Here is a 26,443-nt window from a genome sequence, read left to right as displayed (position 1 = left end):
CAAAAGCCAATTTGGCCTAGTTCAATTTTTTATCTTGTTAAATAATTTATTAAAGCATATTCTGTAAAATACTCTTTAATGGAATCGATTAAATTGATTTGAAACTTTAACTGCAATTCCTGTACATCTAACACATCATTAAAATCTATAGCTCCAGTTTCGTAGTTTTTCATAAGAATTTCCTCGGCATCAATGGCCTGTTTCAAATTATCGGTTTGTACATTGAACTTAATTCTTGTCGCATTTCTATTATAAAGCCCTTGCGCCAAAAGTGTTTCTAACTTATTCAACCTATCCTCTTTTTGAAATTTTATTTCTAGTTGTTTCAACTCATTTTGTCTTGTCACAGACTTATATTTATTATTAAAAATGGGAATAGAAATAGAAAGCATAGGCATAACCATATCTTTAAAAGAGCTAGTTATCATTGGACTATTTTCTTGGTTAATATACTGCACTCCAAACCCTACCATAGGACCACTTTCCTTTTGGTTTAACAGCTCTGACTGCTCAACAGATTCATATAACTTATCATATTTAATAAGTTCCGGGTTTATTTGAAGGTTCTCATTTAAAACCAGAGGGTCAACGTCCGGAATCATCATTTCTTCCACAACATCCACCGACATATTTTCTTCACGATTCAAAAGGTTATTGAACAGCGTCTGTTCTGCCTGAAAACCCTGTTCTAGCACTTCCTTTTGTTGAACTAATTCGTTTTGCCTTATTTGAAGGCGAAGTACATCAACAGCTGATGCTTTACCAACTTCCAATGAAGTTAATGCTAGGCGTTCATAGGTTTGTAAAAGTTCAATGTTTTCATCCAGAATAAGCTGTTTTGCACGTATGGCATAAAGTTTATAATATGACTGGGATACTGACAATGAAAGTTTTCTTTTCGCAATTGCTATATCAACATATTGCGCTTCTGCTATAGATGATGCATAATTTTCCCTTGCTGAAATGGTCCCGAACCACGGTAACATTTGCATTACAGAGGCACTAAATTGCTCCATAGGCATATCCATTTCAGGAGCTATAGCCATAACGCCAAAATTAAATTCAGTATTTGGTAAGCTGTTAACTTCATTTACTTTTTCTTCGGCGATATTGTACCGCAATTCAAAAGCTTGGATTTCTGGATTGTTCTTTTCAGCTTCCTGAATATAGGATGCTAAATCTTGTGCATTTACTTCCGCGAAAGCGAAAAAAACAAGTGCTATTAAAATTATATATCTCATTTTGTAGCTCGTTTTAATTGAAATTCTTCTTTCCAGCTAAATAAAACTGGCACAACAAATAGGGTTATAAGTGCAATTAACATCCCACCAAAAGAAGGAATAGCCATTGGAATCATTATATCACTCCCTCGACCTGTTGATGTTAATACAGGCAACAAAGCAAGAATAGTTGTCGCCGTTGTCATTAAACACGGACGGATACGTTTTTCTCCTGCCTCAACTACGGATGCCCTAATGCTTTTTCTATCTTTAGGTTTGTTTTTGTCAAAGGTTTGCGTAAGGTAGGTAGCCATTACTACGCCATCATCGGTAGCAATACCGAATAGAGCAATAAAACCAACCCATACAGCGACACTTAAATTAATGGTGTGCATTTGAAAGAGGTCTCGTAAATTTTCTCCGAAAAAGCTGAAGTTTAAGAACCAATCTTGGCCGTAGAACCATATCATTAAAAAACCTCCCGCAAAGGCGACAGCAATTCCAGTAAAGACCATTAATGACGTTCCAACAGAACGGAACTGGAAATATAGGATTAGAAAAATAATAGCCAAAGCCAGAGGTACTACCACGCTCAATGTTTTTTCTGCTCGTAACTGATTTTCATACGTTCCCGTAAATTGATAATTGATACCCTTTGGAACGGTCAATTCGCCATTGTCAATTTTTTCTTGAATAAGGGCTTGGGCATTTTCCACCACATCTACTTCGGCGAAACCATCTAATTTATCAAAAAGTACATAGCCAACTAAAAAAGTATCCTCACTTTTAATGACCTGCGGCCCTTGTTCGTATCTTATAGTAGCCAACTCACTTAACGGAACCGGACTCCCTTTTTCTACTGGAACATAAATGTCTTTTAAGTCATTTGGATTTGCACGTAATTCTCTGGGATAGCGCACACGAATGCCGTAGCGTTCTCTTCCTTCTACCGTTTGCGAGAGCACCATACCACCTACAGAGACCTGGATAACTTGCTGTACCTGTTCTATGGTTATACCATAGCGCGCAAGTCGTTCTCTGTCAATATCAATAAGTAGGTAGGGTTTCCCCACAATACGGTCGGCAAAAACTGCTTCATCCTTTACACCCTCTGCTTGTTTTAAGATATCTTCCAATTGTACCCCAAACGCCTCAATTTCTTTTAAATCCTGTCCTTTTACCTTAATCCCCATAGGTGCTCGCATACCAGTCTGTAGCATCACCAAGCGTGTTTCTATGGGCTGTAGCTTGGGTGCAGAAGTAACACCTGGAAGCTTTGTAACCCTTACGATTTCTTTCCAAATATCGTCTGGCGATTCAATTTCAGGTCGCCAATTTCTAAAGTACTCTCCATCGTCATCTGGAATGAGCTGTGAACTTGTCACAGAGAATGGGTCTGTAATTTTTGAGGCTTTATAGTCATCATCTTCTACTTCAATTTCGCTATTAGGGTTGGTTACTAAACTGCCATCCTTTAAAACAAATAAGCCGTCTTCGTTTACCTTAAAGCGTTGTCTTTTGCGATTTTCATTTAAAATATATTCAGATTTATATTGAATAACATTCTCATACATCGATAACGGTGCAGGGTCTAATGCTGATTCTGTACGCCCAGATTTACCGACTACAGTTTCAATTTCTGGAATGCTCGCAACGGCCATATCGAGTTGCTGTAGGACGCGTTTATTTTCCTCCACACCTGCGTGTGGCATTGAAGTGGGCATTAACAGGAATGAACCCTCATTGAGTGAAGGCATAAACTCTTTACCAGTATTACGCATAATCATCACTCCAAAAATTACAATGGCAGTTGGTATCGAAAGAAATAACAGCTTATTACGCAATGCCCAATTTAAAATTCGAACATAATAATTTCTAAAAAGTGTAAATACACCCAAAAGACCAAAACAGATAAGACCAACGAAGATTAAGTTTATAAGGATACTTCTATCTACTCCCAGTGGTCTCCAATATTCCGCCAATAGGAATATGATAGCAAAAGCCGAAACAAATATATTGATGATGTTGGCGCGTTTTGACGTAATCTTTTCCTTTAGTGAAAGGAAGCCAACAACGCCAAATGCAACTAATATTAATCCAAGCGGATAGCCTAAAATTAAAGATAAAACGCCAAAAACAATCAATGCTCCATTTAGCATATAACTAACAGAAGTTTTTAAATTTCTCTTTTTAAATAAATAGGCCGCAAATGGTGGAATTAAAAATAGGGCAACAATAAGAGATGCGGTGAGTGCTGCCGTTTTTGTAAATGCCAATGGCCTAAACAATTTCCCTTCTGCACCAATCATAGTAAATACAGGAATGAAACTAATAATAGTGGTCATTACTGCCGTTAAGATGGCGCCAGAAACTTCGGCAGTCGCATTATAAACTACCGTATTCATAGGTAGCTTTTCTTCATTTTCATCAATATGCCGCAGCACATTTTCTGAAAGGATAACACCCACATCCACCATTGTACCAATAGCAATTGCAATACCGGATAAGGCCACGATATTGGCATCGACATTGAACAGTTTCATAGAAATAAAGACCATCAAAACCGCAACAGGTAATAATCCTGAAATCAATACCGAGGCCCTTAAATTAAATACCATTATAATAATCACGAAAATGGTAATTAAAATTTCTAATGTAAGGGCTTCATCAAGTGTCCCCAAGGTTTCCTGAATGAGTTCTGTTCTATCATAAAAGGGTACGATGGTTAATTGCGAAGTCCTCCCATCGCTTAATGTTTTTGATGGAAGCCCAGAACTTAACTCGTTTATTTTTTCTTTAACATTGTTGATGACTTCCATAGGATTGGCCCCATAACGAGCCACTACAACACCACCAACAACCTCGGCTCCTTCCTTGTCCAATAAGCCTCTTCTTGTAGCAGGACCGTGTGTTACTTTCGCAATATCCTTTATACGGATGGATGTAAAATCTTTTGAAGTAACTACCGCGTTTTCTAAATCAGATAGTTTCTTAATATAACCCAATCCTCTTATAAGGTATTCAGCTTGGTTGATTTCAAGCGTTTGTGCACCAACATCTTTGTTGCTTTGTTTTACTGCTTTTACAACCTCACTCAAGCCTATGTTGTATTGCCGCATTAATTCGGGATTAACATCCACTTGATATTCCAAAACATATCCGCCGATGGAAGCCACTTCTGAAACGCCACTCGCAGATGACAACGCATATTTCACGTAGAAGTCTTGAATGCTTCTTAATTCTTGTAAATCCCATCCACCTGTAACATTACCATCTTTATCACGTCCCTCAAGGGTGTACCAATATATTTGCCCTAATCCTGTGGCATCGGGACCTAGAGCTGGATTAACGCCTTCTGGTAGAAGTCCGGCTGGTAATGAGTTTAATTTTTCAAGTATTCGGCTTCTGCTCCAATAAAATTCAATATCTTCTTCGAAAATGATATAAATGCTCGAAAACCCGAACATAGATGAACTACGTATTGTTTTAACCCCCGGAATACCAAGAAGCGATGTGGTTAGAGGATAAGTAATTTGATCCTCAATATCTTGAGGGGAACGACCATCCCATTTAGTAAATACAATTTGTTGGTTTTCGCCAATATCTGGTATGGCATCTACGGCAACAGGGTCTCGAGGAAGTGAGCCTGTATTCCATTCAAACGGGGCGTTTACGACTCCCCAAGCAATAAAAAGTGCAAGTAGTAGAACGGCTACTAGCTTGTTCTCGATTAAAAATTTGATGCTTTTATTCAGCATTACAATGATTATTAAACAGTTATACATCCAATAATATCTTGATAAAATCAAAACATTAAACACAAGAAATTGAGCCCAAAATAGTATTGACCATAGGGCTAATTATTCCGATATTTATCGGAAACTGTTTAAAATCAAATTAAATACGTCTCGTGCAGTTTTTGTATATCCCGTATGAGAAAGGGAACCGCATAATCTCTAAATGGTACAATGTGTGAATCAATAGTCTCAAAGAGATTGATATAAGAATGTACAAAAGAGACAACAAAGACTTGTTGCTCAAAATTTAAGGTGTTAAAAGACATCTTCAGGTCGTCCTGACCTTCAACAACTAATTGTTTATCTGAACAGCAGGAATCATCCTGAACTTCACTTTGACAATCATTTTTGGATAGTTGTTTATCCATTCCGCAAGTTTCAACGTGCCCAAATAAAGAAGAATCCACTAAAGTATCGCCACAGTAATGACTATCAATAGTAAAAGAAACTGTTGACAATAGCACGATAAGTGCCAAACAAACGGATGATATTTTATGAAAAACTTTTTTCATTAATGTTGCAAATTTATAAAAAATTTATCTCAATTTGTTTATTTAACAATTTTTTTTGATTTATCAATGTTTATTTTGCACGAAACCGCTTAAATATTATTTGCAAATAAAATTCTTTTGCAGCTTCCTTTATATGATATAAATCATAGTTCTGTTGAACTTTTAGAATTATATTTGTACTGATTAATTTTGTTGTTTTTTTGTAAAAAACTGATAATAAAATAATTGAACAGTTGAATTTTATTTTCCAAAATCCTTTAATGTTAATCAAAATTTATTAATTTTATAGTGTGAAATCTTTTTTTACTAAAATAATGTCCTTCTTTTTAGCAGTTTTTATACTGTTTTCCACCACATCCTTTACGGTAAATATGCACTTTTGCTGTAATGAAATGGTGGATTTGGCTTTTTTTAGTAAAGTAGAATCTTGTATGGAGACTGCACAGAAAAAAGATAATAATTCCAAGCAATGTACTACAATACAAGAGAAAGACTGTTGCGATAATAAGACCATCTTGAAAGAAGGAGATGACACCTTCAAGAAGGCCAATACAATTTCAGAGATTGAAACTTTAGTTTTCTTAAACAACTTCGTCTATTCTTATATCAACCTTTTTGAAGGTTTAGAGAAAAACACAGTTTCTTTTAAGGCTTATAGGCCACCTTTGCTATCCACAGACCTTGTAATCCTCAACGAGTCCTTTTTAATTTGATTTTCTACTTCGCAGGTTAAAATTAATCTGCATTGCCTCTATAGCCAATATTTCACTTCTGGCTAACATTTGTTGTACCCTATTCTCAACAACGCTACACAATATTAATCCTGTTAGGCTAAACCTATCAGACCATTGAGCTAAACTCAATGACAATACATTATATACTATGAACAAACCAAAAGAATTTTGGATTAAGAATATGGTCTGTAACCGCTGCTTAAAAGTAATTAAACAAGAATTACAAGAACTTGAAGTTACAGTGCTTTCCTTGGAATTAGGAAGGTTGCTGGTAGAAGCACAAAAAAAAACGAACAATGAAATTATCGATACCGTTACAAGTGTACTTCACGCCAATAATTTTGAAATTGTTCAGAATGAAGAAGAAATGCTCACAGAAAGAATCAAGATTATTCTAATAGAACAATTGCAAGAGCTACCGTTACATATTAAGGTAAAAACATCTGAACTATTGGCTTCAAGACTTCATAAAGATTACAAGACATTGAGCAGATTGTTTTCAGCAAATCAACAGACAACCATTGAAAAGTACTTTATCAAATTAAAAATAGAAAAAGTCAAAGAGCTCATTCAGCTTAAACAACATTCCTTTTCAGATATAGGGTACCTATTGGACTACAGCAGTGTCAACCATTTGTCTAGACAGTTTAAGGACGTTATAGGAGTAAGTATGACCGATTATAAAAATGCAGAAGACTGGAAACGAAATTTTTACGATGAAATTATATAGATCATAGCGAAAGTTATGTACAACAAGATAGTACAAAACCAATAATTTTATAGTATTAATTCAAAACAAACACCTATGAAAGCACTTACAATTATTTTATCGATGATTGGGCTTGTAAGTTTGAACAGTTGCACACAAGAAACAAACCCTCAAGCAGTACTGGAAAACCCAGAAACCCGCACAGAAGTCTTCAATGATATTGCCCAGAATGACGATTATATGACGGAGTTTATGGAAAATATGCACAACAACCCACAAGCAATGCAAATGATGCAGGGCAACAAGAACATGATGGACGCTATGATGCAGGGCGAAGGAATGCAAATGATGATGGAAGACGGTATGATGATGCACTCAATGATGGACGGAATGATGAAAATGATGCACGAAAAAGGGATGATGAGCGAAGACTGTATGGAATCCTGCTCAAAGATGATGGGCGAAAAAGGAATGGATATGCAGGGTATGGACAAGATGGACGATATGGATAGTCCAACCAAAGGTGAGCATACCGAGCATCATTAATTTTAACTTTTAAAATAAACAACAATGAAAAATAATCACTGGATATGGATGGTCATCGGTTGTGGATTACCATTACTGTTTATCTTTTTTGCACCATCATTAGGTATAGGAAGCAGTTCGTCTCTATTCATCTTCATCCTCTTTATGTTTGCTTGTCACTTATTTATGCCTCACGGTTCACATCGCCACGGTGGGCACAATCATTCACAGAATAGACAAAGAGAAAACGAACACGGTAAAGATGTTTCAAAAACAGAACCAAAAGATGAACACAAAGGGCATCATCACCATTAAATACTAAATGATGAAACAAAAATTTCAAATAAGCGGAATCAGCTGCGGTGGATGTGTATCAAGAGTAAAAAAGACTTTAGAAGAACATCCCAATATAGAAAAAGCAGAGATCTTTTTGGCACCAAAAGGTGCTGCACTTATCACGATGAATGAAGCACTTTCTGTTGCCGAATTACAAAAGCAACTTGATGGGCTCAATGGTTATACAATTACAGAATTAAATTAACAACAACTTAAAACCAAAAATTATGCATTTTTACGAAGGACATTTTGGAGGTATGCACCTAATATGGTGGATTATATGGATTATTTTATTGGCTTGGATATTCTTTATCCCAGCAGATATCCCTTATCAAAAAACAAAGAAGGACAGCCCACTGGATATTCTTAAAAACCGCTTTGCAAAAGGCGAAATATCCAAGGAAGAATTTGAGGAATCAAAAAAGATATTAAAATCAGACAACTAACTCAAAACTTTAAAATTATGTATCGATTAAACGTAAAAAAACTCGGATTTGCTTTCGGTCTTACGGGGGCACTAATTTACTTAGGCTGTATGATAGTTATGTCAACAGCAGGTCGAGAAGCCACTATCGATTTTTTCAACAGCCTATTGCACGGTTTAGATACCACAAGCATTATCAGGATGGATGTGCCACTATGGGAAGCTGGTTTGGGAATAGTACAGATATTCATTTTAGGATGGCTAATAGGTGCCTGTATTGCGGCTTTTTATAATGCGCAAATAAAAGTCAAAAAATAAGAGAGTAAAATAAAATTTATGCAATATGTCTGGTTCATATGGTCTCTTATAATTCTTGCTCTTTGGGCAATAATCTATTTGTCAAAAAAGGGGTATAGAAAAGAAATGCTCAAAATGAGCCTTATTACGATGCCCTTTGGTTTAACAGAACCATTATTTGTACCAGAATATTGGATGCCACCTTCCTTATTCCATTTAGCGGAAAGAACAGGTTTTGATATTGAGAGCCTTATCTTCTCTTTTGCCATTGGCGGAATAGGGACGGTATTGTATAATCTGATATTCAAAAAAGGCTATATAGATATGCCTCATACCGAACGGAGCCACCAAAGACATAAGCTACATATTTATATACTTTTTGTTCCAGCCATTGTATTCGTCATATTTAGTCTTTTCACCACGCTTAACCACATCTATTGTGGCATCATTGCAATGTTTTTTGGTGGTTTGGCAACATTGTACTGTCGCCCAGATTTAAAAGGAAAGATATGGGTTGGAGGAATCTTGTTTACCATACTGTACTTCATTTATTTCGGAAGCATCCTTCCGTTTTATCCGCAATATGTGGAGCTGTACTGGAATCTGGACAACCTGACCCATATTCTTGTTTTGGGAATCCCAATTGAAGAGTTACTGTTCGCTTTCACCTTTGGTATGTATTGGTCTGGATTATATGAACACTTGTATTGGAGAAAACTTATAAAATCGAAAGAAATGTCAACCAACTAAAACATTCAAATTATGAAAATATTATTGGCCATAGATGGTTCAGATTTCAGTAAAGTAGCCATTCACGAACTTATAAAAATGACCCTATCCTCAAATAGTGAAATTCATATTATAAATGTTTATGAAGTTCCGAAAACAAACGGCCTGGGATTGCATACTATGGGCGGCAGGATAGGAAATTACATAGAAGAAATTAGAAGTAACGCTCAAAAATTGGGAAACAAAATCGTTTCAGAAGCTTTCGATAAAATCAAGGCCGAAAACAAGGCACTTTCCATAACCACAAGTGTTGTTAGTGGCCTGCCCAAAAGTACTATTTATGAAAAAGCAGAAGATTGGGGTGCAGATTTAATCGTAGTAGGCTCTCAGGGTCACGGTGCACTTTCACGCTTAGTATTGGGCTCTGTATCCCAATATTTGACCACAAATGCCAAATGTTCAGTACTCATTGCAAGAGATAGAAATAAAAAATGAAAGAAAAGCAAACACATAGCATTCCGTTGGAATCCACCTGTAAGATAACAGATGAAATCTGTCTTCCAGATACTAAATTACCTCGTGTGGTTATCGTTGGTGGAGGATTTGCAGGTTTGGCATTGGTTGAGAAACTGAAACACAAAGAAGTTCAAGTGGTTTTACTCGATAAAAATAACTTCCATCAGTTTCAGCCTTTATTATATCAAGTGGCAACGAGTGCCCTGGAGCCTGACAGTATTGTATTTCCATTCAGAAAACAAATCAATGGCTATAAAAATGTTTTCTTTCGTTTGGCTGAAGTTGAGGAAATTCAACCTGATTCAAATACTATATTGACCAATAAGGGAAGTGTTTCTTATGACTATTTAGTGTTGGCTACTGGCACGACCACCAATTTCTTTGGGATGGATTCTGTGGCCGAAAATAGTTTGGGGATGAAGGATATTCGCGATTCCCTCAACATCCGTCATATGATGTTGCAAAATTTGGAACAGGCAGCTATTACTTGTGATGATAAAGAACGCGACGCGCTGACAAATTTTGTAATAGTAGGTGGTGGTCCAGCAGGCGTAGAAATGGCAGGAGCTTTGGCAGAGTTTTGCAAATACATCCTTCCCAAAGATTACCCAGAGTACCCTTCTTCCATTATGAATATTTATCTAATAGAAGCCATTGATGAGTTGTTAAGTACAATGTCTGATAAAGCATCTTCGAAAACCCTCAAATATTTAGAGGATTTAAATGTAAAGGTATTATTAAATGAAGCTGTAAGCAATTATGATGGAAAGGAAGTCACTACCAAAAGTGATAAGACCATATTGGCTAAAAACCTTATCTGGACGGCTGGCGTAAAAGGACAATTCCCAAATGGTATTGATGGAAAACACGTAGTCAGAGGCAACCGTATTAAAACCAATGCCAATTTAAAAGTAGAAGGCTACGAAAATATTTTTGCCATAGGTGATATCGCAGCACTCATTTCCAAAGAAACCCCAAAAGGACATCCACAAGTAGCACAGACCGCTATTCAACAAGGTAAATACCTGGGCGATTCGATATTAAATATCATAAATAACAAATCCATAAAACCTTTCAAATATAAAGATAAAGGTTCCTTAGCAACCGTAGGTAAACGCAAGGCAGTTGCCGATTTGGGTAAATTCAAATTTGCAGGTTATTTTGCCTGGTTGTTATGGTCTATCGTGCACCTTATGTCCATAAGTGGCTTTAGAAATAGATTGAAGGTTGGTTTTAATTGGGCGGTTAGCTATTTCACTTATGAAAAGAGCAACCGCTTGATTATTAGAAATTTTAAGCCAAAATCATTAATCGATAATACAGAAGAATAACTAATTAAAACAAAATTTATATGAAAGAAATAGGAGTTATAGGATACGGAGTCATAGGAAAAAGAGTGGCAGATGCCATCAAATTACAAGATGATATGAAGCTTTCGGGCGTTTGCGATATAATCAGCGATTGGCGCATTCAAAATGCCGTAAGAAAGGAGTATGATATTTATGCAGCTACCGAAGAAGCAGCCAATGATATGGACTCAAAAGGAATTTCAGTAAAAGGAAGCTTACAGGAACTTTTAAAGAAATCAGACCTGGTTGTGGACTGTACACCCAAAAAAATTGCCGCTCAGAATGTCGTTATCTACAAGGAGCAAAACATCAAATTTATTCTACACGGTGGCGAAAAACACGAAACCACAGGGCATTCCTTTAGTGCAGAAAATAATTACAAATCGGCTCTAAACTTGAATGCGACAAGAGTAGTTTCTTGTAATACTACGTCTATTTTAAGAACCTTGACCGCTTTAAAAAGAGCCGATTTATTGGATTATGCCAGAGGTACACTTTTAAGAAGAGCTACAGACCCTTGGGAAAGCCATTTAGGCGGTATTATGAACACAATGGTTCCCGAAAGAGACATCCCAAGCCATCAAGGTCCCGACGCACAAAGTGTTGACCCTGATCTTGATGTTATCACTACCGCAATAAAGGTACCCCAAACCTTAAGCCATTTACATTACTGGAACGTGAAATTAAAAAAACAGGCCTCGAAGGAAGAGGTGCTGAATGCCTTTAAAACCTCTAGTCGCATCAAACTAATTCAATATGATCAAGGTTTGGTTTCTAACAATACCATTAAAGAAATGTTCTTAGATATGGGCAGGCCTTGGGGTGATATGTATGAAGTTGCCCTTTGGGAAGATATGCTGAAAGTGGTGGGCGATGAACTTTTCTATGCCTACGTGGTCGATAACCAAGCTATTGTAATCCCTGAAACCATTGATGCCATTCGCGCACTTACTGGAATCGAAACCGATCCAAACAAATCTATCGAAAAGACCAATGAAAGTCTAGGAATCAAATAAATTCATTTAAAATGAAACATCCATTATTCATTTTTAAACACACAGCGGAATGACTAATTGGATGTTCCATATGTCCTTTAAAAAACAAATATTATAGACAGATGAAAACAGATATAAATATTACAGAACTTTTGGGGGAAAAAGCAGCCTTCTATTTGGATCACGTTTGTGAAAAAATAACCAAGGATGAATTGCAAACCCCCAGCAAGAGCAGTCTTGACAAGGTATTTGGCAATAGCAACAGAAATCCGCAGGTACTGCGAAGCCTTGCACAATTGTACAACCACGGAAACCTGGGCGGTACCGGCTACCTGAGTATCCTGCCCGTGGATCAAGGTATTGAACACAGTGCAGCCTTTTCATTTTATAAAAATCCAGACTACTTCGACCCGGAGAATATTATAAAACTCGCTATTGAAGCTGGTTGCAACGGTGTAGCATCAACTTTTGGAGTCCTTGGGTTGAACGCTCGAAAATATGCCCATAAAATTCCATTTATAGTTAAGATTAATCACAATGAATTGCTCACCTACCCCAATAAATATGACCAAACCTTATTTGGGAAAGTAAAAAGTGCTTGGGACATGGGAGCCGTGGCTGTGGGTGCCACCATTTATTTTGGTTCCAAAGAAAGCAACAGGCAACTCAACGAAATAGCCGAAGCTTTTGAAGAAGCCCACAATCTGGGGATGGCTACTATTCTATGGTGCTATACACGAAATGAAGCTTTCAAAATAGAAAATGAAGATTATCACGCAGCGGCCGATATAACCGGACAAGCAAATCATTTAGGCGTAACTATTCAAGCAGACATCATTAAACAAAAATTACCGACCAATAATTTCGGATTTAAAGAAATAGGATTCGGAAAATATGACGATGATATGTATGAAGCGTTGACTACAGACCATCCCATTGACCTTTGCAGATTACAGGTGGCCAATTGTTATATGGGTAAAATAGGGCTGATAAATTCTGGTGGTGGTTCCAAAGGCAAATCAGATTTGTCCGAAGCTGTAACAACTGCCGTTATCAATAAAAGGGCTGGTGGTTCTGGGCTGATAATGGGAAGAAAAGCATTTCAAAAACCCTTTAGCGAAGGCGTGAGAGTATTACAATCCGTTCAGGAAGTGTATCTGGATAATAAAATTAATATAGCATAATCAACAGAATGTTTGACACAGAGATAAAATCATTAAAATCACTTAACCACTACCTCATAAGATTGGTAGAAAGTCGTCTATGGCTTAAGGTAATCATTGCCTTGTTTTTAGGTGTTGGATTTGGTCTGCTATTGAGCCCACAAAATGGATGGATTTCTAAAGAAACAGCAGATATCGCGGGGAATTGGCTGGCATTGCCTGGTGTACTATTTCTGAAACTGGTTCAAATGATTATGATTCCGTTGATTGTGGCTTCCATCATTACTGGAATAGCAAGTAATGATAAGGACAATCTAAAAAAATTAGGTGGTGGGGTTTTGTTATATTTTCTAGGTACTACGATAGTTTCGGTAAGTTTGGGTGTCATACTATCTCAACTTTTTAGACCTGGTCGCTTTTTACATCAACAGGCTCTAGCTGAACATAATGAAATTACAGCTGTTCCAACGGAAAATCCAGAGCTTTCCTTCGGAATTGAAACGATTCCTGATGCCATCTCAAACTTACTTCCCGAAAACCCGTTGGCATCTATGGTAAGTGGTGAAATGTTAAGCATTGTAATTTTCACAATCATTATTGGTGTAGCTGTGCTATCACTTGAAAATGCCTTACTGCGCCCAGTGAAGCTGCTTCTAACTGCCATTCAGGAAGTCTGTATGACAGTAGTAAAATGGTCAATGCTTCTAGTGCCTATTGCTGTTTTCGGACTTATGGCGCAGCTTACCTCTAGTGTTGGTTTAAGTTCTCTTTCCGGTCTCACCTATTATGTTGGCGTCGTCCTGCTCGGTCTATTACTTTTGGTAATTTTCTATTTAGGGCTAATTGTGCTTCTTGGAAAAGCAAACCCTATGCATTTCCTAAAAAAAATAAGGGACGTTCAATTATTGGCCTTTTCAACCACAAGCTCTGCGGCCGTGATGCCACTTTCCCTTCAAACAGCCGAAGAAGAATTGAAGGTGGACAAGACCATTAGCAATTTTATTATTCCCATAGGTGCAACCGTCAATATGGATGGCACTGCACTCTATCAAACCATAACTACGCTATTCATAGCCCAAGCCTATGGCTTGGAAATGAGTTTGCTCAATATTATTGTGGTCATCGTAACCATCGTTGCTGCTTCAATCGGCACACCTGCCATTCCCGGAGGTGGTGTGGTGATACTCGCTTCTGTTTTGGGAAGTGTCGGTATCCCAGCCGAAGGCATCATCATTATTATTGGTGTAGAAAGATTGTTGGGAATGTTCAGGACTGCTGTAAACGTAACGGGTGACCTCACAGCTTGTATGGTTTTTAATAGGTTTTATGGTAAAACCCCAATATTGGTTAATGATAAAACTTTAAAAATATGACATTACTACTCATATCCATATTTTTCATTTTTCCTGTGGTCTCTATAGCAGGATATCAACATTATAAGATTGTTAAGCACCCAGCTTATGATGCTGACAAAACACTCTTAAATTATGAAATTATAGGTGCGGGTGAAAACAAACTCGTTTTGCTGCACGGTTTGACAGGGTCATTGAATTATTGGAAACGCAATTTAGAAAGCATTTCAAAAACACACACTTTGCTATTAATAGACCTTTTGGGTTTTGGTGATTCGCCAAAACCACAAAGTGATTATTCGCTTTCAGTTCAACTTAAAGCTTTAGAATTGGTTTTGCAAAAAGAAGGATTCAATGATGGAAAAACCATAGTTGCCGGTCATTCTATGGGCGCTATAATTTCAATGGCCCTATTGGAAAAACACTCAAATTGGCTCAAAGCAGGCATTTTTATTGGAATACCTGTTTATCAGGATGCAGATGAATTTAAAAAAATTATGTCCTCACATTCCTTTGTGAACAGAATATCAACAAGCAGATTCTCTAAATACATCTGTATGATTCATCCCATTTTTATGTCGCGTGCATTTAAACCAGACAACCTCACGGATGATGTTTATGAAGATGCAAAAAAACACCATTGGCAGAGCTACTATTATTCGCTTACGAGGATAATCCTAAAAACAGATTTATACGGGATTGCAAGAAAGATTAGAAACACAAAAGTGCTTTTCATTCACGGAGCAAAGGACACTACTGCACCGCTCAAAAATGCTATAGACTTATCAAGAGAATTTACAAACGTAAAAACTGTTACCTCTACAGGGGGAGACCATCAGTTCTTTCTAAAAGAAGCAGAATTTGTATGGAAGACCATCCAAGATTTTTCTGTTTCAGATAAAAAATCACAAAAAACAATTTTAAATGAATACTAATAAAATTAAACATATAGGTGTATTTACCTCTGGAGGTGATAGTCCAGGGATGAATTCAGCCTTGTACGCCATTGCAAAAACGGCTGAAGCAACTGGTATAAAAGTTAGTGGTTTTAGAAAAGGATATGAAGGATTGATAGACGGTGACTTGGTTCAATTTAAATCACACGAATTACAAAAACTGACCCAAAAGGGTGGCACAATTCTAAAGACCGCACGAAGCAAACGTTTTCTCGAACTGGAAGGTCGAAAAAAAGCCCTGCAAACCCTAAATGCAAACAAAATAGACGCTTTAATTGCCATAGGTGGTGATGGTACTTTTAAAGGTCTATTGGCTTTTTCAGAGATATGCGATATCCCATTCGTAGGGATTCCCGGGACTATTGACAACGATATTTCGGGTACGGATTACACCCTTGGTTTCGATTCCGCTGTTAACACAGCCATTGAAAACATTGATAAAATAAGGGATACTGCCGAATCCCATAACCGTGTGTTCATTGTTGAAGTAATGGGAAGGGATTCGGGTTACATCGGTATTCATTCTGGATTGATGGTTGGTGCGGACGCCATATTAATTCCGGAGAGCGGTACGGACTTTATTAACCTTTTGGGTAAGGTGAAAAATTACGATAGCGAGGATGCTTTTCTAATCGTAGTTTCTGAAGGTGACGAAATTGGTGCCGAACTTGTTTCTTCAAAAATAAAGGAAGTCAACCCCAATGTCGATTTACGAATTACAAAACTTGGGCACGTACAGCGTGGTGGAAATCCTTCTGCTTTAGATAGGATGTTGGGTATTAGGCTTGGGGTGGAAGCCGTAAAATCACTTTTACAAAGTAAAAAGAATGTAATGGTCGGGATTTTAAACAATCAATTGCACTTAACCCCTTTTAATGAAGTGGTCAAGCAACATCAGGTCAATAAAGAATTGCACGAACTTTTAGAACTATTTGGAACATAAATTATGAAAACAACCATATACAGCACACATAAATTCGATAAGCCTTCCATTGAAAACGCTAATAAAGGAAAACATCAATTGAATTTTCTGGAATTTAGGCTAACAAAGGAAACCGCCTTATTGGCAGAAGGTTCAAAGGCCATAGCACTTTTCTCAAGTGACGATGCCTCTTCGGAAGTTTTGGATATTTTACACAAACTAGGCATAAAATTTATCGCATTACGTTCGGCAGGTTTCAATCACGTCGATTTAGAAAAAGCAGCTGAATTGAATATAAAAGTGGCCCGTGTCCCAGCCTATTCACCTTATGCCATTGCAGAACATACAATGGCTTTGATACTTGCATTAAACCGAAGACTGATTAAAGCCCACAATAGAGTGCGCGAACAAAACTTTTCATTAAACGGTCTCACTGGTTTTGACCTAAATGGGAAAACCGTTGGCGTGATTGGAACAGGAAAAATAGGGTCTGTACTCGTAAAAATACTTCACGGATTCGGCTGCAATATTCTTGCCCAGGATATAGAAGAAAGCAAAGACCTAATTGATAAATATGGCGTAATCTATTCAGATTGTGCGACGCTCTGTAAGCACGCAGATATAATAAGCCTGCACGTGCCATTAAAAGCTTCAACAAAACATTTAATAAATAAAGAGCATATAGCACTAATGAAATCTGGAGTAATGCTCATCAATACAAGTCGTGGTGGGTTGGTGGACACCAAGGCAGTTATCGAAGGATTGAAAACTAAAAAAATAGGGTATTTAGGACTGGATGTTTATGAGGAAGAAGAAGGATTGTTCTTTGAAGACCATTCCGATGACATTTTGCAAGACGATGTGATTGCACGCTTAATGACTTTCAACAATGTACTAATTACAAGCCATCAAGCTTTTTTAACCAAAACCGTATTGACCAATATTGCAGAAACAACCATATATAATCTGGATTGTTTTGAAAAACAAAAACCTTCTGGAAATGAAATTAGCATTAATTAATAGTTAAAAACAAATATTATGAAAAACATACTCGTACCAACAGACTTTTCAAAAAATTGCAATAAAGCAGAAGAACTCGGAATTGAAATGGCAAAGCTTTACAATTCCGAAATCCATTTTTTCCATTTGATGAAAACCCCGGTAGAATGGGTAAAGTTGGATAAACAAAAAGAAAAACAGTACCCAGAAACAGTAAAGCAAATAGGCATCGCAAAAGCCTACCTGAGAGAACTGGAGAAAAAAGCAGAACGACAAGGCCTTGAATGCAGGACTTTTCTTAAATTTGATGGTGGTCAGGCAAATATCCTTAAACATTCGGGTCATTTTCATCACGATTTTATAGTTACGGGAAGTAGTGGCACCCGAGGCGGTATACGTGAGTTAATGGGAAGCAACGTAGAAAAAATTGTTAGGAAAGCTGATGTACCAGTTGTTGTAGTCAAGGATGAAGAAGTATCCTTTCCTTTTAAGGATATCGTTTTTGTTTCAGATTTTCTTCAAGATGTAAGCGATGCATTTAAGCAAGTTATTTCGATTGCTGAAAAATGCGGCACACATATCCATTTATTGAGGGTCAATACTCAGACCGATTTTAACAGTATAGAACAAGGGTTGGATCCCATCAAGGAGTTCCTGAAAAAATTCCCCGATTTGGATAACTTCTCAATGAATGTATATAACGAACCAGACGTAGAAACAGGGATAAACAATTATTTACGATATAAAAATGCCGATTTAATCGCAATGTGTACTCACGGACGTACAGGCTTTTTAAGCTTATTCTCTAAAAGCATCGCAGAGGGTGTAACCAATCACTCCGAATTACCAGTAATGACTATTAAAATGTAACAATGAATAAATCAGTCTTAATAAAAAAATACTCTGGTGAGTACGAAGCCTTTGATGTAAACAAACTCATCAACTCCCTGCGGCGTTCACGGGCAGATGAGGATATTATTCAAGATATAGCCCGGAAAGTACAAGAGCAGATTGAAGAAGGAATGACAACCAAAAAAATCTATCAGTTGGCTTTCAAGATGCTAAAACGAAAATCTAGGGTAAGTGCCTCAAAGTACAAGCTCAAAAAAGCTTTAATGGAACTAGGTCCAACCGGTTTTCCATTTGAAAAATTAGTAGGCAAACTATTGGCACACGAAGGTTTTGATACAGAAGTTGATGTTATTGTCCAAGGTAATTGTGTTCAACACGAAATAGATGTGATAGCGCAAAAAGACAATAATCATTATATGATTGAATGCAAATACCATAGCGATCAAGGCCGAGTTTGCAACGTGAAGATTCCATTATACATCAATTCAAGATTTTTAGATGTAGAAAAAAATTGGGAACGCCAAAAAGGTCACGATACTAAACTTCACAAAGGAGGCGTCTATACAAATACACGATTTACAAGTGATGCGGTACAATATGGTAAATGCGTTGGGCTATTATTGACAAGTTGGGATTACCCAATGGATAACGGGTTAAAAGACAGAATAGATAAGTCGGGGCTACATCCATTAACAGCAATAACAACGCTTACTAAGGCCGAAAAAACGAAATTATTGGATAAAGGTCTTGTGCTCTGCAAAGAGCTTCACGAAAACCCAAAAGTTTTAGAACAAGTAGGAGTGCCAAAGTCAAGGCACAAAAAGATTCTCGAAGATTCAAGAGAACTATGTAGAATTCAATAAAGCACTACATACATTTTTAATTTAAAAATAGAACAAATGAAAACAGATGAACTGAAAGAAAAGGACAGTATAGATTTAGAGCCATTTTACCAAGCATTGGAAGATGACTCTAAACTACTTGAAGAAGCCCTTGAGATATTATTGGAAATGGTTCACTTTGAACCTAAATCAGTAAAGAAATTGGCTCTTTTTATTAAAGAGGATTCTCGTAATCTATATAAAGAAATAGTGGAATTGAGCAAATCAAAACAAGATAAAGGAAATACACCTTCTTGCTGTGGTGGACTCTAAATAAATACTATAAAGATGGATAACAATAAAATAAATATTCACTTTTTAGGTGCAGCAGGTACGGTAACCGGCTCAAAATATTTAGTGGACACAGGAGATAAAAAGATACTTATAGACTGTGGCCTCTTCCAAGGGTTAAAGGAATTACGCCTTAAAAACTGGGAGTACCCACCTGTTAATGTAGGTGATATTGATGCTGTTTTGCTTACCCACGGTCATATGGACCATACAGGTTATTTACCCAGATTGGTAAAACAAGGCTTCAATGGTCCCATTTATGGTACGAATCCTACTTTGGACATTGCAAAAATCATTTTGAATGATAGTGCAAAAATACAGGAGCAAGAAGCCGAACGTGCCAATAAGGAAGGCTATTCCAAACATAGTCCCGCAGAACCATTATACGATTTAAAGGATGTAGAAAAAACTATCCCACACTTTAAAGGAATTCCACAATCACAATGGATTCCGTTATTTGATGGTATTAGGGCTCGCTTCCAATACAACGGACATATTCTGGGTGCAACCTATATTGAGTTGGATGTGCACGGAAAACGTTTTGTCTTTTCAGGAGACATTGGTAGAACCAATGATTTATTGCTCTATCCACCCCTTAAACCAAAAAAAGCGGATGTGCTTTTCATTGAATCCACTTATGGTGGAAGGTTTCATCCCGATGAAATAGAAGCACTTCCACATATTGAAAAATTGGTCAACGATACCATCAATAGAGGTGGCAGCCTGTTTATTCCAAGCTTTTCGGTAGAACGTGCCCAATTGATGATGCTCATTTTTTGGAGATTAGTAAAAGAGAACAAAATACCGAAAGTACAAATGATAATGGACAGTCCAATGGGAGCGAATGTACTCGAACTCTTCCACCGTACAAGGGATTGGCACAGATTAGAGGACAATGAATGTGATGAAATGTGCTCACATTTCACGGTCGTAAGTAGTTATCGGGAAACTATGGAATTAAGAACAGATAACAAGCCAAAAATCGTGATTGCGGGAAGTGGAATGCTTACTGGCGGCAGAATGCTCAACTACCTTGAAACACAGGCACAAAATCCAAATAACACCTTACTTTTTGTGGGGTATCAAGCTGAAGGCACTCGTGGAAGAAAGCTATTGGAAGGCGATAAGGAATTAAAAGTGTACGGAAAATGGGTGCCATTTCATATGGAAGTTGCAGAAATCGAAGGACTTTCGGCACATGCAGACCATACAGAACTTATGGATTGGATGCGTAAAATAAATAATAAACCAGAGCGGATTTTCATAGTGCACGGTGAAAAAGAAAGTGCAGAAGCACTACAAAAAGGTATCAAGGAGACCTATGGGTGGGATGCTGAAATCCCACAATTATATAGCATTGAAGAAATAAAATAAACTATGGAACAACACTCAAACATATTAAAATACAAACACCTCGGCATCTACACCCAAAACGAAAATGTGGTGTATATGCGTGAGGATTGTCACGTCTGTATTTCAGAAGGTTTTGAAGCATTGACTCGAATTAGGATATCCAATGCAAGTACCTCAATCGTTGCAAGTCTAAATGTCTTAAATTCTGATATACTGCTGCCTAACGAAATCGGGCTTTCAGACGCAGCAGCAAAAAAGTTGAATGTTTCCGACAATGACACATTGTACGTTTCCCATTTAGAACCTATTGAATCGTTAAGCCACGTCAGGGCAAAAATCTATAATCAAAAATTGGATTATAACGCCTACAACCAAATTATCACGGACATCGTTGAAGGAGATTATTCAAATATCCACCTTTCAGCATTTATCACCGCCTGTGCAGGAGACCGAATGGATATTAATGAAATATCCGACCTCACAAAAGCGATGATTGCTTCAGGAAAGCAATTGAATTGGAACAAGGAAATCGTAGTCGATAAGCATTGTATTGGCGGATTACCTGGCAATAGAACAACGCCATTGGTAGTTGCCATTGTAGCCGCATATGGGCTTACGATGCCCAAAACATCTTCGAGAGCTATCACTTCGCCAGCAGGTACAGCAGATACTATGGAAGTACTGACCAATGTGACACTCTCTTCCGAAGAAATAACGGCTGTGGTAGAAAAAGAAGGAGGTTGTTTTGTTTGGGGTGGTACAGCGCAATTAAGCCCTGCCGATGATGTACTGATTAAGATTGAGAAGGCCTTGGATATTGATAGCGAAGGGCAACTCATAGCTTCGGTCCTTTCAAAAAAATCTGCGGCAGGTTCCACTCACGTTGTTATAGATATTCCCGTGGGAGAAACTGCTAAAGTCAGAAGTGCAGAAATGGCTGAAAAACTCAAGAACCATATGGAAACAGTCGGTAACGCTGTCGGGTTGAATGTGAAAGTGGTCATTACTGATGGTACGCAACCTGTAGGAAGAGGGATTGGTCCAACTTTGGAAGCCATCGATATATTGAAGGTTTTACAAAATGAGGCAGATGCCCCAATCGACCTAATGGAAAGAGCCTTGCTTTTGGCTGGAGAACTTATAGAGCTTTCGGGCAAAGTCGAAAAAGGAAAAGGAACGGAAACCGCCAAAGAAGTGCTTACATCTGGTCAGGCTTATGAAAAATTCCTTGCCATTTGTAAGGCCCAAGGCCGCTTTTCAAAACCTGTTTTAGCACCTTATAAAATTGAAATCAGAGCAGAAAAATCAGGCAGTCTAAAGCGTATTGATAATCGAAAGATAGCAAAGCTTGCCAAACTTTCAGGCGCACCTCAATCTAAATCTGCTGGAATTTTATTGAATGTGCATTTGAATGATAAAATTGAAAAAGATGACTTACTATTCACGCTTTTTGCAGAATCGCAGGGTGAATTAAATTACGCCTTAGAGTACAAGAACAGTCATAACGACATTATAACTATTAAATAAAAAATAAAATGAAAACTATACTATTTAGCCTTCCGGGAAACGAGGAATTAACAGAGCTAATGGCAACAAAAATGAATGCTGAAGTGGGAAAGACCACCTTACGAAAGTTCCCTGACGGCGAATCCTACACGCGCATATTATCTGACGTAAAAAATAAATGTGTGGTCTTGGTCTGCACCCTACACGACCCTGATGAGAAATTATTACCACTATATTTTTTAAGCCATACAGCAAATTCATTAGGTGCTATGTGTACTTGTTTGGTAGCACCGTATTTGGCATATATGCGACAAGACAAGATATTTAATGAGGGTGAAGGCGTTACCTCTACCTATTTCGGGAAGTTAATTTCCGGTTTTGCTGATAGCATTACAACTGTCGACCCTCACCTACACAGGATACACTCATTGGGTGAAGTCTATCAAATTCCAAACAAAGTCATTCACGCTGCAGATGACATTTCAAAATGGATAAAAGAAAATATAAAAAACCCAGTATTAATAGGTCCGGATTCCGAAAGCGAACAATGGGTATCTGAAGTAGCTAAAAACGCAGATGCACCATTTACCGTCTTACAAAAAGTACGTCACGGTGACCGCGATGTAGAAGTCTCGGTTCCTGATGTGGAAAAATATAAAAACGCCACACCAATTTTGGTAGATGATATTATTTCTACGGCTAGAACAATGATTGAAACCGTACAACATTTGAAAAAAGCAGGAATGAAACCACCAATATGTGTTGGTATTCACGCCGTTTTTTCAGGTAATGCCTATCGGGATTTGTTGGATTCCGGAGTAGAAAAAATAGTGACCTGTAATACTATTCCACATCCTTCAAATGGGATTGATTTAAGTGATATACTGGCAAAAGAAGTAAAGAAATTAATGCACCATATATGAAAAAACGAGTCTTCATAGTATTACTTACTTTATTCAGCATTACAATGACTGGACAAACTGAAATGCTCATTGGGCAGATTTCAGGAAGATTTGTCATTCGGGAGAATTTTGATGAAAAAGGTGCTTTTCTCAACAAACAAACTTTTGAAGCTGGTAAAACAATGGAGAAAAATGGATATTTTGAAATTGATGTAATCACAGAATTATTTGACAAAGACAAAAAATCCACCGATAAATATACAACGACCTATCGATGTAAGCCAGATGAAGCCAGTGTAATGGTAATGGCGTTTCCGTTTTCAAACCCAAAATCGAAGGAAACCGAAATCAACACCACTTCAAAAAATTTCAAGGAATTATACGATTTGGATAATCTGGAGGATATTGAACTGGAAATGAGTTTTGATTCGGGCTTGTTGAATTTCTTCGGTTCAAAAAGCACCATAAAGATTTACGACCGAAAAATGGATGGTAACCAAAACAACATTAAATCAAAAATCAACATTAAAGCCTATGCGTTGGGTATTCGTATCAAGCAATTAAATTATAATGTAATAGAAAAATTAAATGAGAACGGCCTATTGACCTTTCAAAAATTTACCGAAGAAGACAACAGTTATTTCACAATGACCTATAAATAAAAGAAAATGAACAACTACGACACCCTTTCAGAAGCAATCAATGACCTTCAACAAAGAGGATATGCCTATGATTTCAACTTGAAACCAGAATGTTTGCAATGTGCCTCACTGAAAATAGAAATTCAGCCCGAAGATTTTGATGTGGATGAAACCCATCGTTTTGAAGGTATGAGCAGTACGGACGATAACAGTGTTCTTTATGCCATTTCATCCAAAGATGGTATAAAGGGACTTTTGGTAGATGCCTATGGTGTCTATGCCGAAAATATTTCTGAAGCAATGAGAAAAAAATTACGATAACACTTAAACTAAACCAATAATGGAAAATCACGAACATCACAATCACGAGGAAATGGACCATTCGAAAATGAAACACAAAAAAGAAGACCATTCTAAAATGAACCACGGAAAAGGCGACCATTCTGGCCATAATCCTGGACACGGTCAAATGGGTCACGACCATCATAAAATGATGATTGCCGACTTCAGGAAACGGTTTTGGGTAACGCTAGTCCTTACCATTCCCATATTGTTCTTCTCGCCAATGATTCAAGATTTTTTTGGATATGAGTTCCTACTTCCTGGAAATCCTTATGTCCTGTTTGCACTCTCTACCATTGTATATTTCTATGGTGGCTGGCCTTTTCTTAAAGGATTTGTTTCCGAAGTAAAGGATGGTGCACCTGGGATGATGACACTTATATCTATGGCCATCACCGTAGCTTATGTGTATAGTTCAGCGACGGTGTTTGGACTGGAAGGTGTCGATTTCTTTTGGGAGCTCGCCACGCTAATAGCTATTATGCTTGTTGGACACTGGATAGAAATGAGAAGTGTTTTAGGTGCTTCAAAAGCATTACAACTTTTAGTAAGTATGATGCCGGCCGAAGCACATCGCGTAAAAGGGGATACCGTTGAAGACATACCACTCGAAGATTTATTGATAGACGACATTATTTTAGTTAGGCCCGGAGAGAAGGTTCCTGCCGATGGAATTATTATTGAAGGCTCAAGTTATCTAAATGAGTCTATGCTTACGGGAGAATCAAAACCTGTGAAAAAAGATGAAAAGGATAAAGTAATTGGAGGTTCGGTAAACGGCAATGGCAGCATAAAGGTAAAAGTTGAACATACAGGAAAAGACAGTTATCTCAATAAGGTTATTACGATGGTTGAGGAAGCGCAAAAGACCAAATCTAAAATGCAAAACCTTTCAGACAGGGCTGCAAAATGGTTGACCTATATTGCTTTGGCCATTGGTTTTGGAACATTGGCCGTTTGGTTGATGCTTGGGTTTCCATTTGTATTTGCATTGGAAAGAATGGTTACCGTGATGGTGATTGCCTGTCCGCACGCATTGGGTCTTGCCATACCTTTGGTAGTTGCCATTTCGACTGCTGTTTCAGCTCAAAACGGATTATTAATTCGCAACAGGACCGCTTTTGAAGAATCACGTAAAATATCTGTTTTGATTTTTGATAAAACAGGAACGCTTACCAAAGGTGATTTTGGGGTGACACGTATTGAATCTGTAAATGAAAAATTTTCAAAAGAGGAAATATTGCGCCTTGCAAGTGCTCTGGAACTAAGTTCAGAACATCCTATTGCCGTTGGTATTATTAAAAAAGTAAAAGAAGATAATATCACCATTCCCAATCCTGAAAACTTTAATGCTATTACTGGTAAAGGCGTAGAGGCAAGTGTAGAGGGTAAGGATATTAAAGTGGTTAGTCCTGGTTATTTAAGGGATGAAAAAATTACCATCCCCAAAGATGCTTATAGTGATGCCGCTGAAACTGTTGTATTCGTATTAATCGATGGACAACTGGCGGGGTATATCGCTCTTGCCGATGAGATTAGACCAGAATCTGCGGAAGCTATAAAAGTATTTAAAAAGAACAATATAAAAGTTTTGATGGCAACTGGCGACAATGAAATAACTGCCAAAGCTGTAAGCGATAGCCTTGGTCTGGATGGCTATTATGCCGAAGTGTTACCACACCAAAAAGTAGAAATTGTAGAAGAGTTACAAAATAAAGGAGAGTTTGTAGCTATGACGGGCGATGGCGTAAACGATGCACCCGCACTTGCCAAAGCTGATGTAGGCATCGCTGTTGGCTCTGGTACTGATGTAGCTGCTGAAACTGCCGATATTATTCTTGTAAACAGTAACCCACAGGATATATCCAACTTAATATTATTTGGAAAGGCTACCTACAATAAAATGATACAGAACTTAATATGGGCAACGGGTTATAACGTTGTTGCAATACCATTAGCCGCTGGAGTTCTGTATTCTTCAGGATTTGTTTTAGGACCTGCGGTGGGAGCTGTATTTATGAGTTTGAGTACAATTATAGTGGCCATTAATGCGCAATTATTAAAGCGAAAAATCGGTAAAAAATAAATGGAAAGAAAAGAAAAACTCAACAGGATATTTTTAATTCTGGTAGTATCTCAC

28 protein-coding genes are annotated in these 26,443 nt (G+C 37.6%); 25 read left to right on the top strand and 3 right to left on the bottom strand.

The window, feature by feature from the left end; all coding sequences use genetic code 11:
* Positions 1-29: 29 nt before the first annotated feature.
* The 3 genes from FEZ18_RS08615 to FEZ18_RS08605 form a co-directional block, all read right to left on the bottom strand.
* Complete coding sequence (locus FEZ18_RS08615) at positions 30-1,241, bottom strand: TolC family protein (protein ID WP_153267939.1); 1,212 nt, start codon at positions 1,239-1,241, stop codon at positions 30-32.
* On the bottom strand, positions 1,238-4,978 hold the full coding sequence (locus FEZ18_RS08610) for an efflux RND transporter permease subunit (protein ID WP_153267938.1): 3,741 nt from the start codon (positions 4,976-4,978) through the stop codon (positions 1,238-1,240). The genes FEZ18_RS08615 and FEZ18_RS08610 overlap by 4 nt, the downstream gene beginning before the upstream one ends.
* A 134-nt stretch (positions 4,979-5,112) precedes the next feature.
* Positions 5,113-5,529 carry an HYC_CC_PP family protein gene (locus tag FEZ18_RS08605; protein WP_153267937.1) on the bottom strand — a complete coding sequence of 139 codons (417 nt, stop codon included), beginning with the start codon at positions 5,527-5,529 and terminating at the stop codon, positions 5,113-5,115.
* Positions 5,530-5,819: 290 nt separating this feature from the next.
* Here FEZ18_RS08605 and FEZ18_RS08600 point away from each other — a divergent pair, with 290 nt between their 5' ends.
* From FEZ18_RS08600 to FEZ18_RS08480, 25 genes are all read left to right on the top strand, one after another.
* Complete coding sequence (locus tag FEZ18_RS08600; RefSeq protein ID WP_153267936.1) at positions 5,820-6,242, top strand: HYC_CC_PP family protein; 423 nt, start codon at positions 5,820-5,822, stop codon at positions 6,240-6,242.
* Positions 6,243-6,411: 169 nt separating this feature from the next.
* A complete protein-coding gene (locus tag FEZ18_RS08595) occupies positions 6,412-6,993 on the top strand; it encodes a helix-turn-helix domain-containing protein (RefSeq protein ID WP_153267935.1) in 582 nt (193 codons plus the stop codon).
* A gap of 75 nt (positions 6,994-7,068) precedes the next feature.
* On the top strand, positions 7,069-7,518 hold the full coding sequence (locus FEZ18_RS08590; protein ID WP_153267934.1) for a hypothetical protein: 450 nt from the start codon (positions 7,069-7,071) through the stop codon (positions 7,516-7,518).
* A 24-nt stretch (positions 7,519-7,542) separates the two neighbouring features.
* A complete protein-coding gene (locus FEZ18_RS08585) occupies positions 7,543-7,812 on the top strand; it encodes a hypothetical protein (RefSeq protein WP_008616429.1) in 270 nt (89 codons plus the stop codon).
* A gap of 10 nt (positions 7,813-7,822) precedes the next feature.
* Complete coding sequence (locus FEZ18_RS08580; protein ID WP_008991346.1) at positions 7,823-8,038, top strand: heavy-metal-associated domain-containing protein; 216 nt, start codon at positions 7,823-7,825, stop codon at positions 8,036-8,038.
* 22 nt (positions 8,039-8,060) lie between these two features.
* Positions 8,061-8,279, top strand: coding sequence for an SHOCT domain-containing protein (locus FEZ18_RS08575; RefSeq protein WP_008616427.1), 219 nt, complete (start codon positions 8,061-8,063; stop codon positions 8,277-8,279).
* A gap of 17 nt (positions 8,280-8,296) precedes the next feature.
* Complete coding sequence (locus FEZ18_RS08570) at positions 8,297-8,575, top strand: DUF5676 family membrane protein (RefSeq protein WP_008616426.1); 279 nt, start codon at positions 8,297-8,299, stop codon at positions 8,573-8,575.
* Positions 8,576-8,689: 114 nt separating this feature from the next.
* On the top strand, positions 8,690-9,304 hold the full coding sequence (locus tag FEZ18_RS08565; protein WP_228122685.1) for a lycopene cyclase domain-containing protein: 615 nt from the start codon (positions 8,690-8,692) through the stop codon (positions 9,302-9,304).
* A 12-nt stretch (positions 9,305-9,316) separates the two neighbouring features.
* Positions 9,317-9,778, top strand: a complete 462-nt coding sequence (locus FEZ18_RS08560) for a universal stress protein (RefSeq protein WP_110473908.1) — start codon at positions 9,317-9,319, stop codon at positions 9,776-9,778.
* Positions 9,775-11,130: an NAD(P)/FAD-dependent oxidoreductase gene (locus FEZ18_RS08555; protein ID WP_153267933.1), complete on the top strand. Its 1,356-nt coding sequence runs from the start codon at positions 9,775-9,777 to the stop codon at positions 11,128-11,130. Before FEZ18_RS08560 ends, FEZ18_RS08555 begins: the two co-directional genes overlap by 4 nt.
* Positions 11,131-11,150: 20 nt before the next feature.
* Complete coding sequence (locus FEZ18_RS08550; protein ID WP_026813302.1) at positions 11,151-12,164, top strand: type II glyceraldehyde-3-phosphate dehydrogenase; 1,014 nt, start codon at positions 11,151-11,153, stop codon at positions 12,162-12,164.
* Positions 12,165-12,265: 101 nt separating this feature from the next.
* Positions 12,266-13,327 (top strand): class I fructose-bisphosphate aldolase, encoded by a 1,062-nt coding sequence (locus tag FEZ18_RS08545; protein ID WP_026813301.1) that lies wholly within the window; start codon positions 12,266-12,268, stop codon positions 13,325-13,327.
* Between the two features lie 8 nt (positions 13,328-13,335).
* Positions 13,336-14,679 (top strand): dicarboxylate/amino acid:cation symporter, encoded by a 1,344-nt coding sequence (locus tag FEZ18_RS08540; RefSeq protein ID WP_026813300.1) that lies wholly within the window; start codon positions 13,336-13,338, stop codon positions 14,677-14,679.
* Positions 14,676-15,593 (top strand): alpha/beta fold hydrolase, encoded by a 918-nt coding sequence (locus FEZ18_RS08535; RefSeq protein ID WP_153267932.1) that lies wholly within the window; start codon positions 14,676-14,678, stop codon positions 15,591-15,593. The genes FEZ18_RS08540 and FEZ18_RS08535 overlap by 4 nt, the downstream gene beginning before the upstream one ends.
* Positions 15,583-16,557 (top strand): ATP-dependent 6-phosphofructokinase, encoded by a 975-nt coding sequence (locus FEZ18_RS08530; protein ID WP_153267931.1) that lies wholly within the window; start codon positions 15,583-15,585, stop codon positions 16,555-16,557. Before FEZ18_RS08535 ends, FEZ18_RS08530 begins: the two co-directional genes overlap by 11 nt.
* A 3-nt stretch (positions 16,558-16,560) precedes the next feature.
* Positions 16,561-17,556 carry a 2-hydroxyacid dehydrogenase gene (locus FEZ18_RS08525; protein ID WP_153267930.1) on the top strand — a complete coding sequence of 332 codons (996 nt, stop codon included), beginning with the start codon at positions 16,561-16,563 and terminating at the stop codon, positions 17,554-17,556.
* 18 nt (positions 17,557-17,574) lie between these two features.
* Positions 17,575-18,405, top strand: a complete 831-nt coding sequence (locus FEZ18_RS08520) for a universal stress protein (RefSeq protein WP_153267929.1) — start codon at positions 17,575-17,577, stop codon at positions 18,403-18,405.
* A gap of 2 nt (positions 18,406-18,407) precedes the next feature.
* Positions 18,408-19,250 carry a restriction endonuclease gene (locus FEZ18_RS08515; protein ID WP_008616403.1) on the top strand — a complete coding sequence of 281 codons (843 nt, stop codon included), beginning with the start codon at positions 18,408-18,410 and terminating at the stop codon, positions 19,248-19,250.
* Positions 19,251-19,286: 36 nt separating this feature from the next.
* Entirely contained in the window at positions 19,287-19,541 is a 255-nt protein-coding gene (locus FEZ18_RS08510; protein ID WP_008616402.1) for a hypothetical protein, read from the top strand.
* A gap of 15 nt (positions 19,542-19,556) precedes the next feature.
* The gene (locus FEZ18_RS08505) at positions 19,557-20,933 is read left to right on the top strand and encodes an MBL fold metallo-hydrolase RNA specificity domain-containing protein (RefSeq protein WP_153267928.1); all 1,377 of its coding nucleotides are present in this window, start codon (positions 19,557-19,559) and stop codon (positions 20,931-20,933) included.
* A 3-nt stretch (positions 20,934-20,936) separates the two neighbouring features.
* Positions 20,937-22,439 carry a thymidine phosphorylase family protein gene (locus FEZ18_RS08500; RefSeq protein ID WP_153267927.1) on the top strand — a complete coding sequence of 501 codons (1,503 nt, stop codon included), beginning with the start codon at positions 20,937-20,939 and terminating at the stop codon, positions 22,437-22,439.
* Positions 22,440-22,447: 8 nt separating this feature from the next.
* The gene (locus tag FEZ18_RS08495) at positions 22,448-23,341 is read left to right on the top strand and encodes a ribose-phosphate pyrophosphokinase (RefSeq protein ID WP_153267926.1); all 894 of its coding nucleotides are present in this window, start codon (positions 22,448-22,450) and stop codon (positions 23,339-23,341) included.
* A gap of 44 nt (positions 23,342-23,385) precedes the next feature.
* Positions 23,386-23,982: a hypothetical protein gene (locus tag FEZ18_RS08490; protein ID WP_228122683.1), complete on the top strand. Its 597-nt coding sequence runs from the start codon at positions 23,386-23,388 to the stop codon at positions 23,980-23,982.
* Between the two features lie 6 nt (positions 23,983-23,988).
* Positions 23,989-24,282 carry a phosphoribosylpyrophosphate synthetase gene (locus FEZ18_RS08485; protein ID WP_099647571.1) on the top strand — a complete coding sequence of 98 codons (294 nt, stop codon included), beginning with the start codon at positions 23,989-23,991 and terminating at the stop codon, positions 24,280-24,282.
* A gap of 19 nt (positions 24,283-24,301) precedes the next feature.
* On the top strand, positions 24,302-26,389 hold the full coding sequence (locus tag FEZ18_RS08480) for a copper-translocating P-type ATPase (protein ID WP_153267924.1): 2,088 nt from the start codon (positions 24,302-24,304) through the stop codon (positions 26,387-26,389).
* The last annotated feature ends 54 nt before the right edge of the window (positions 26,390-26,443 follow it).

Origin of the sequence: Oceanihabitans sp. IOP_32 (assembly GCF_009498295.1) — a bacterium.
Lineage (GTDB): Bacteria > Bacteroidota > Bacteroidia > Flavobacteriales > Flavobacteriaceae > Wocania > Wocania indica.
Note: the sequence above shows the minus strand (reverse complement) of the source record. Positions and strands in the feature narration are given on the sequence as shown.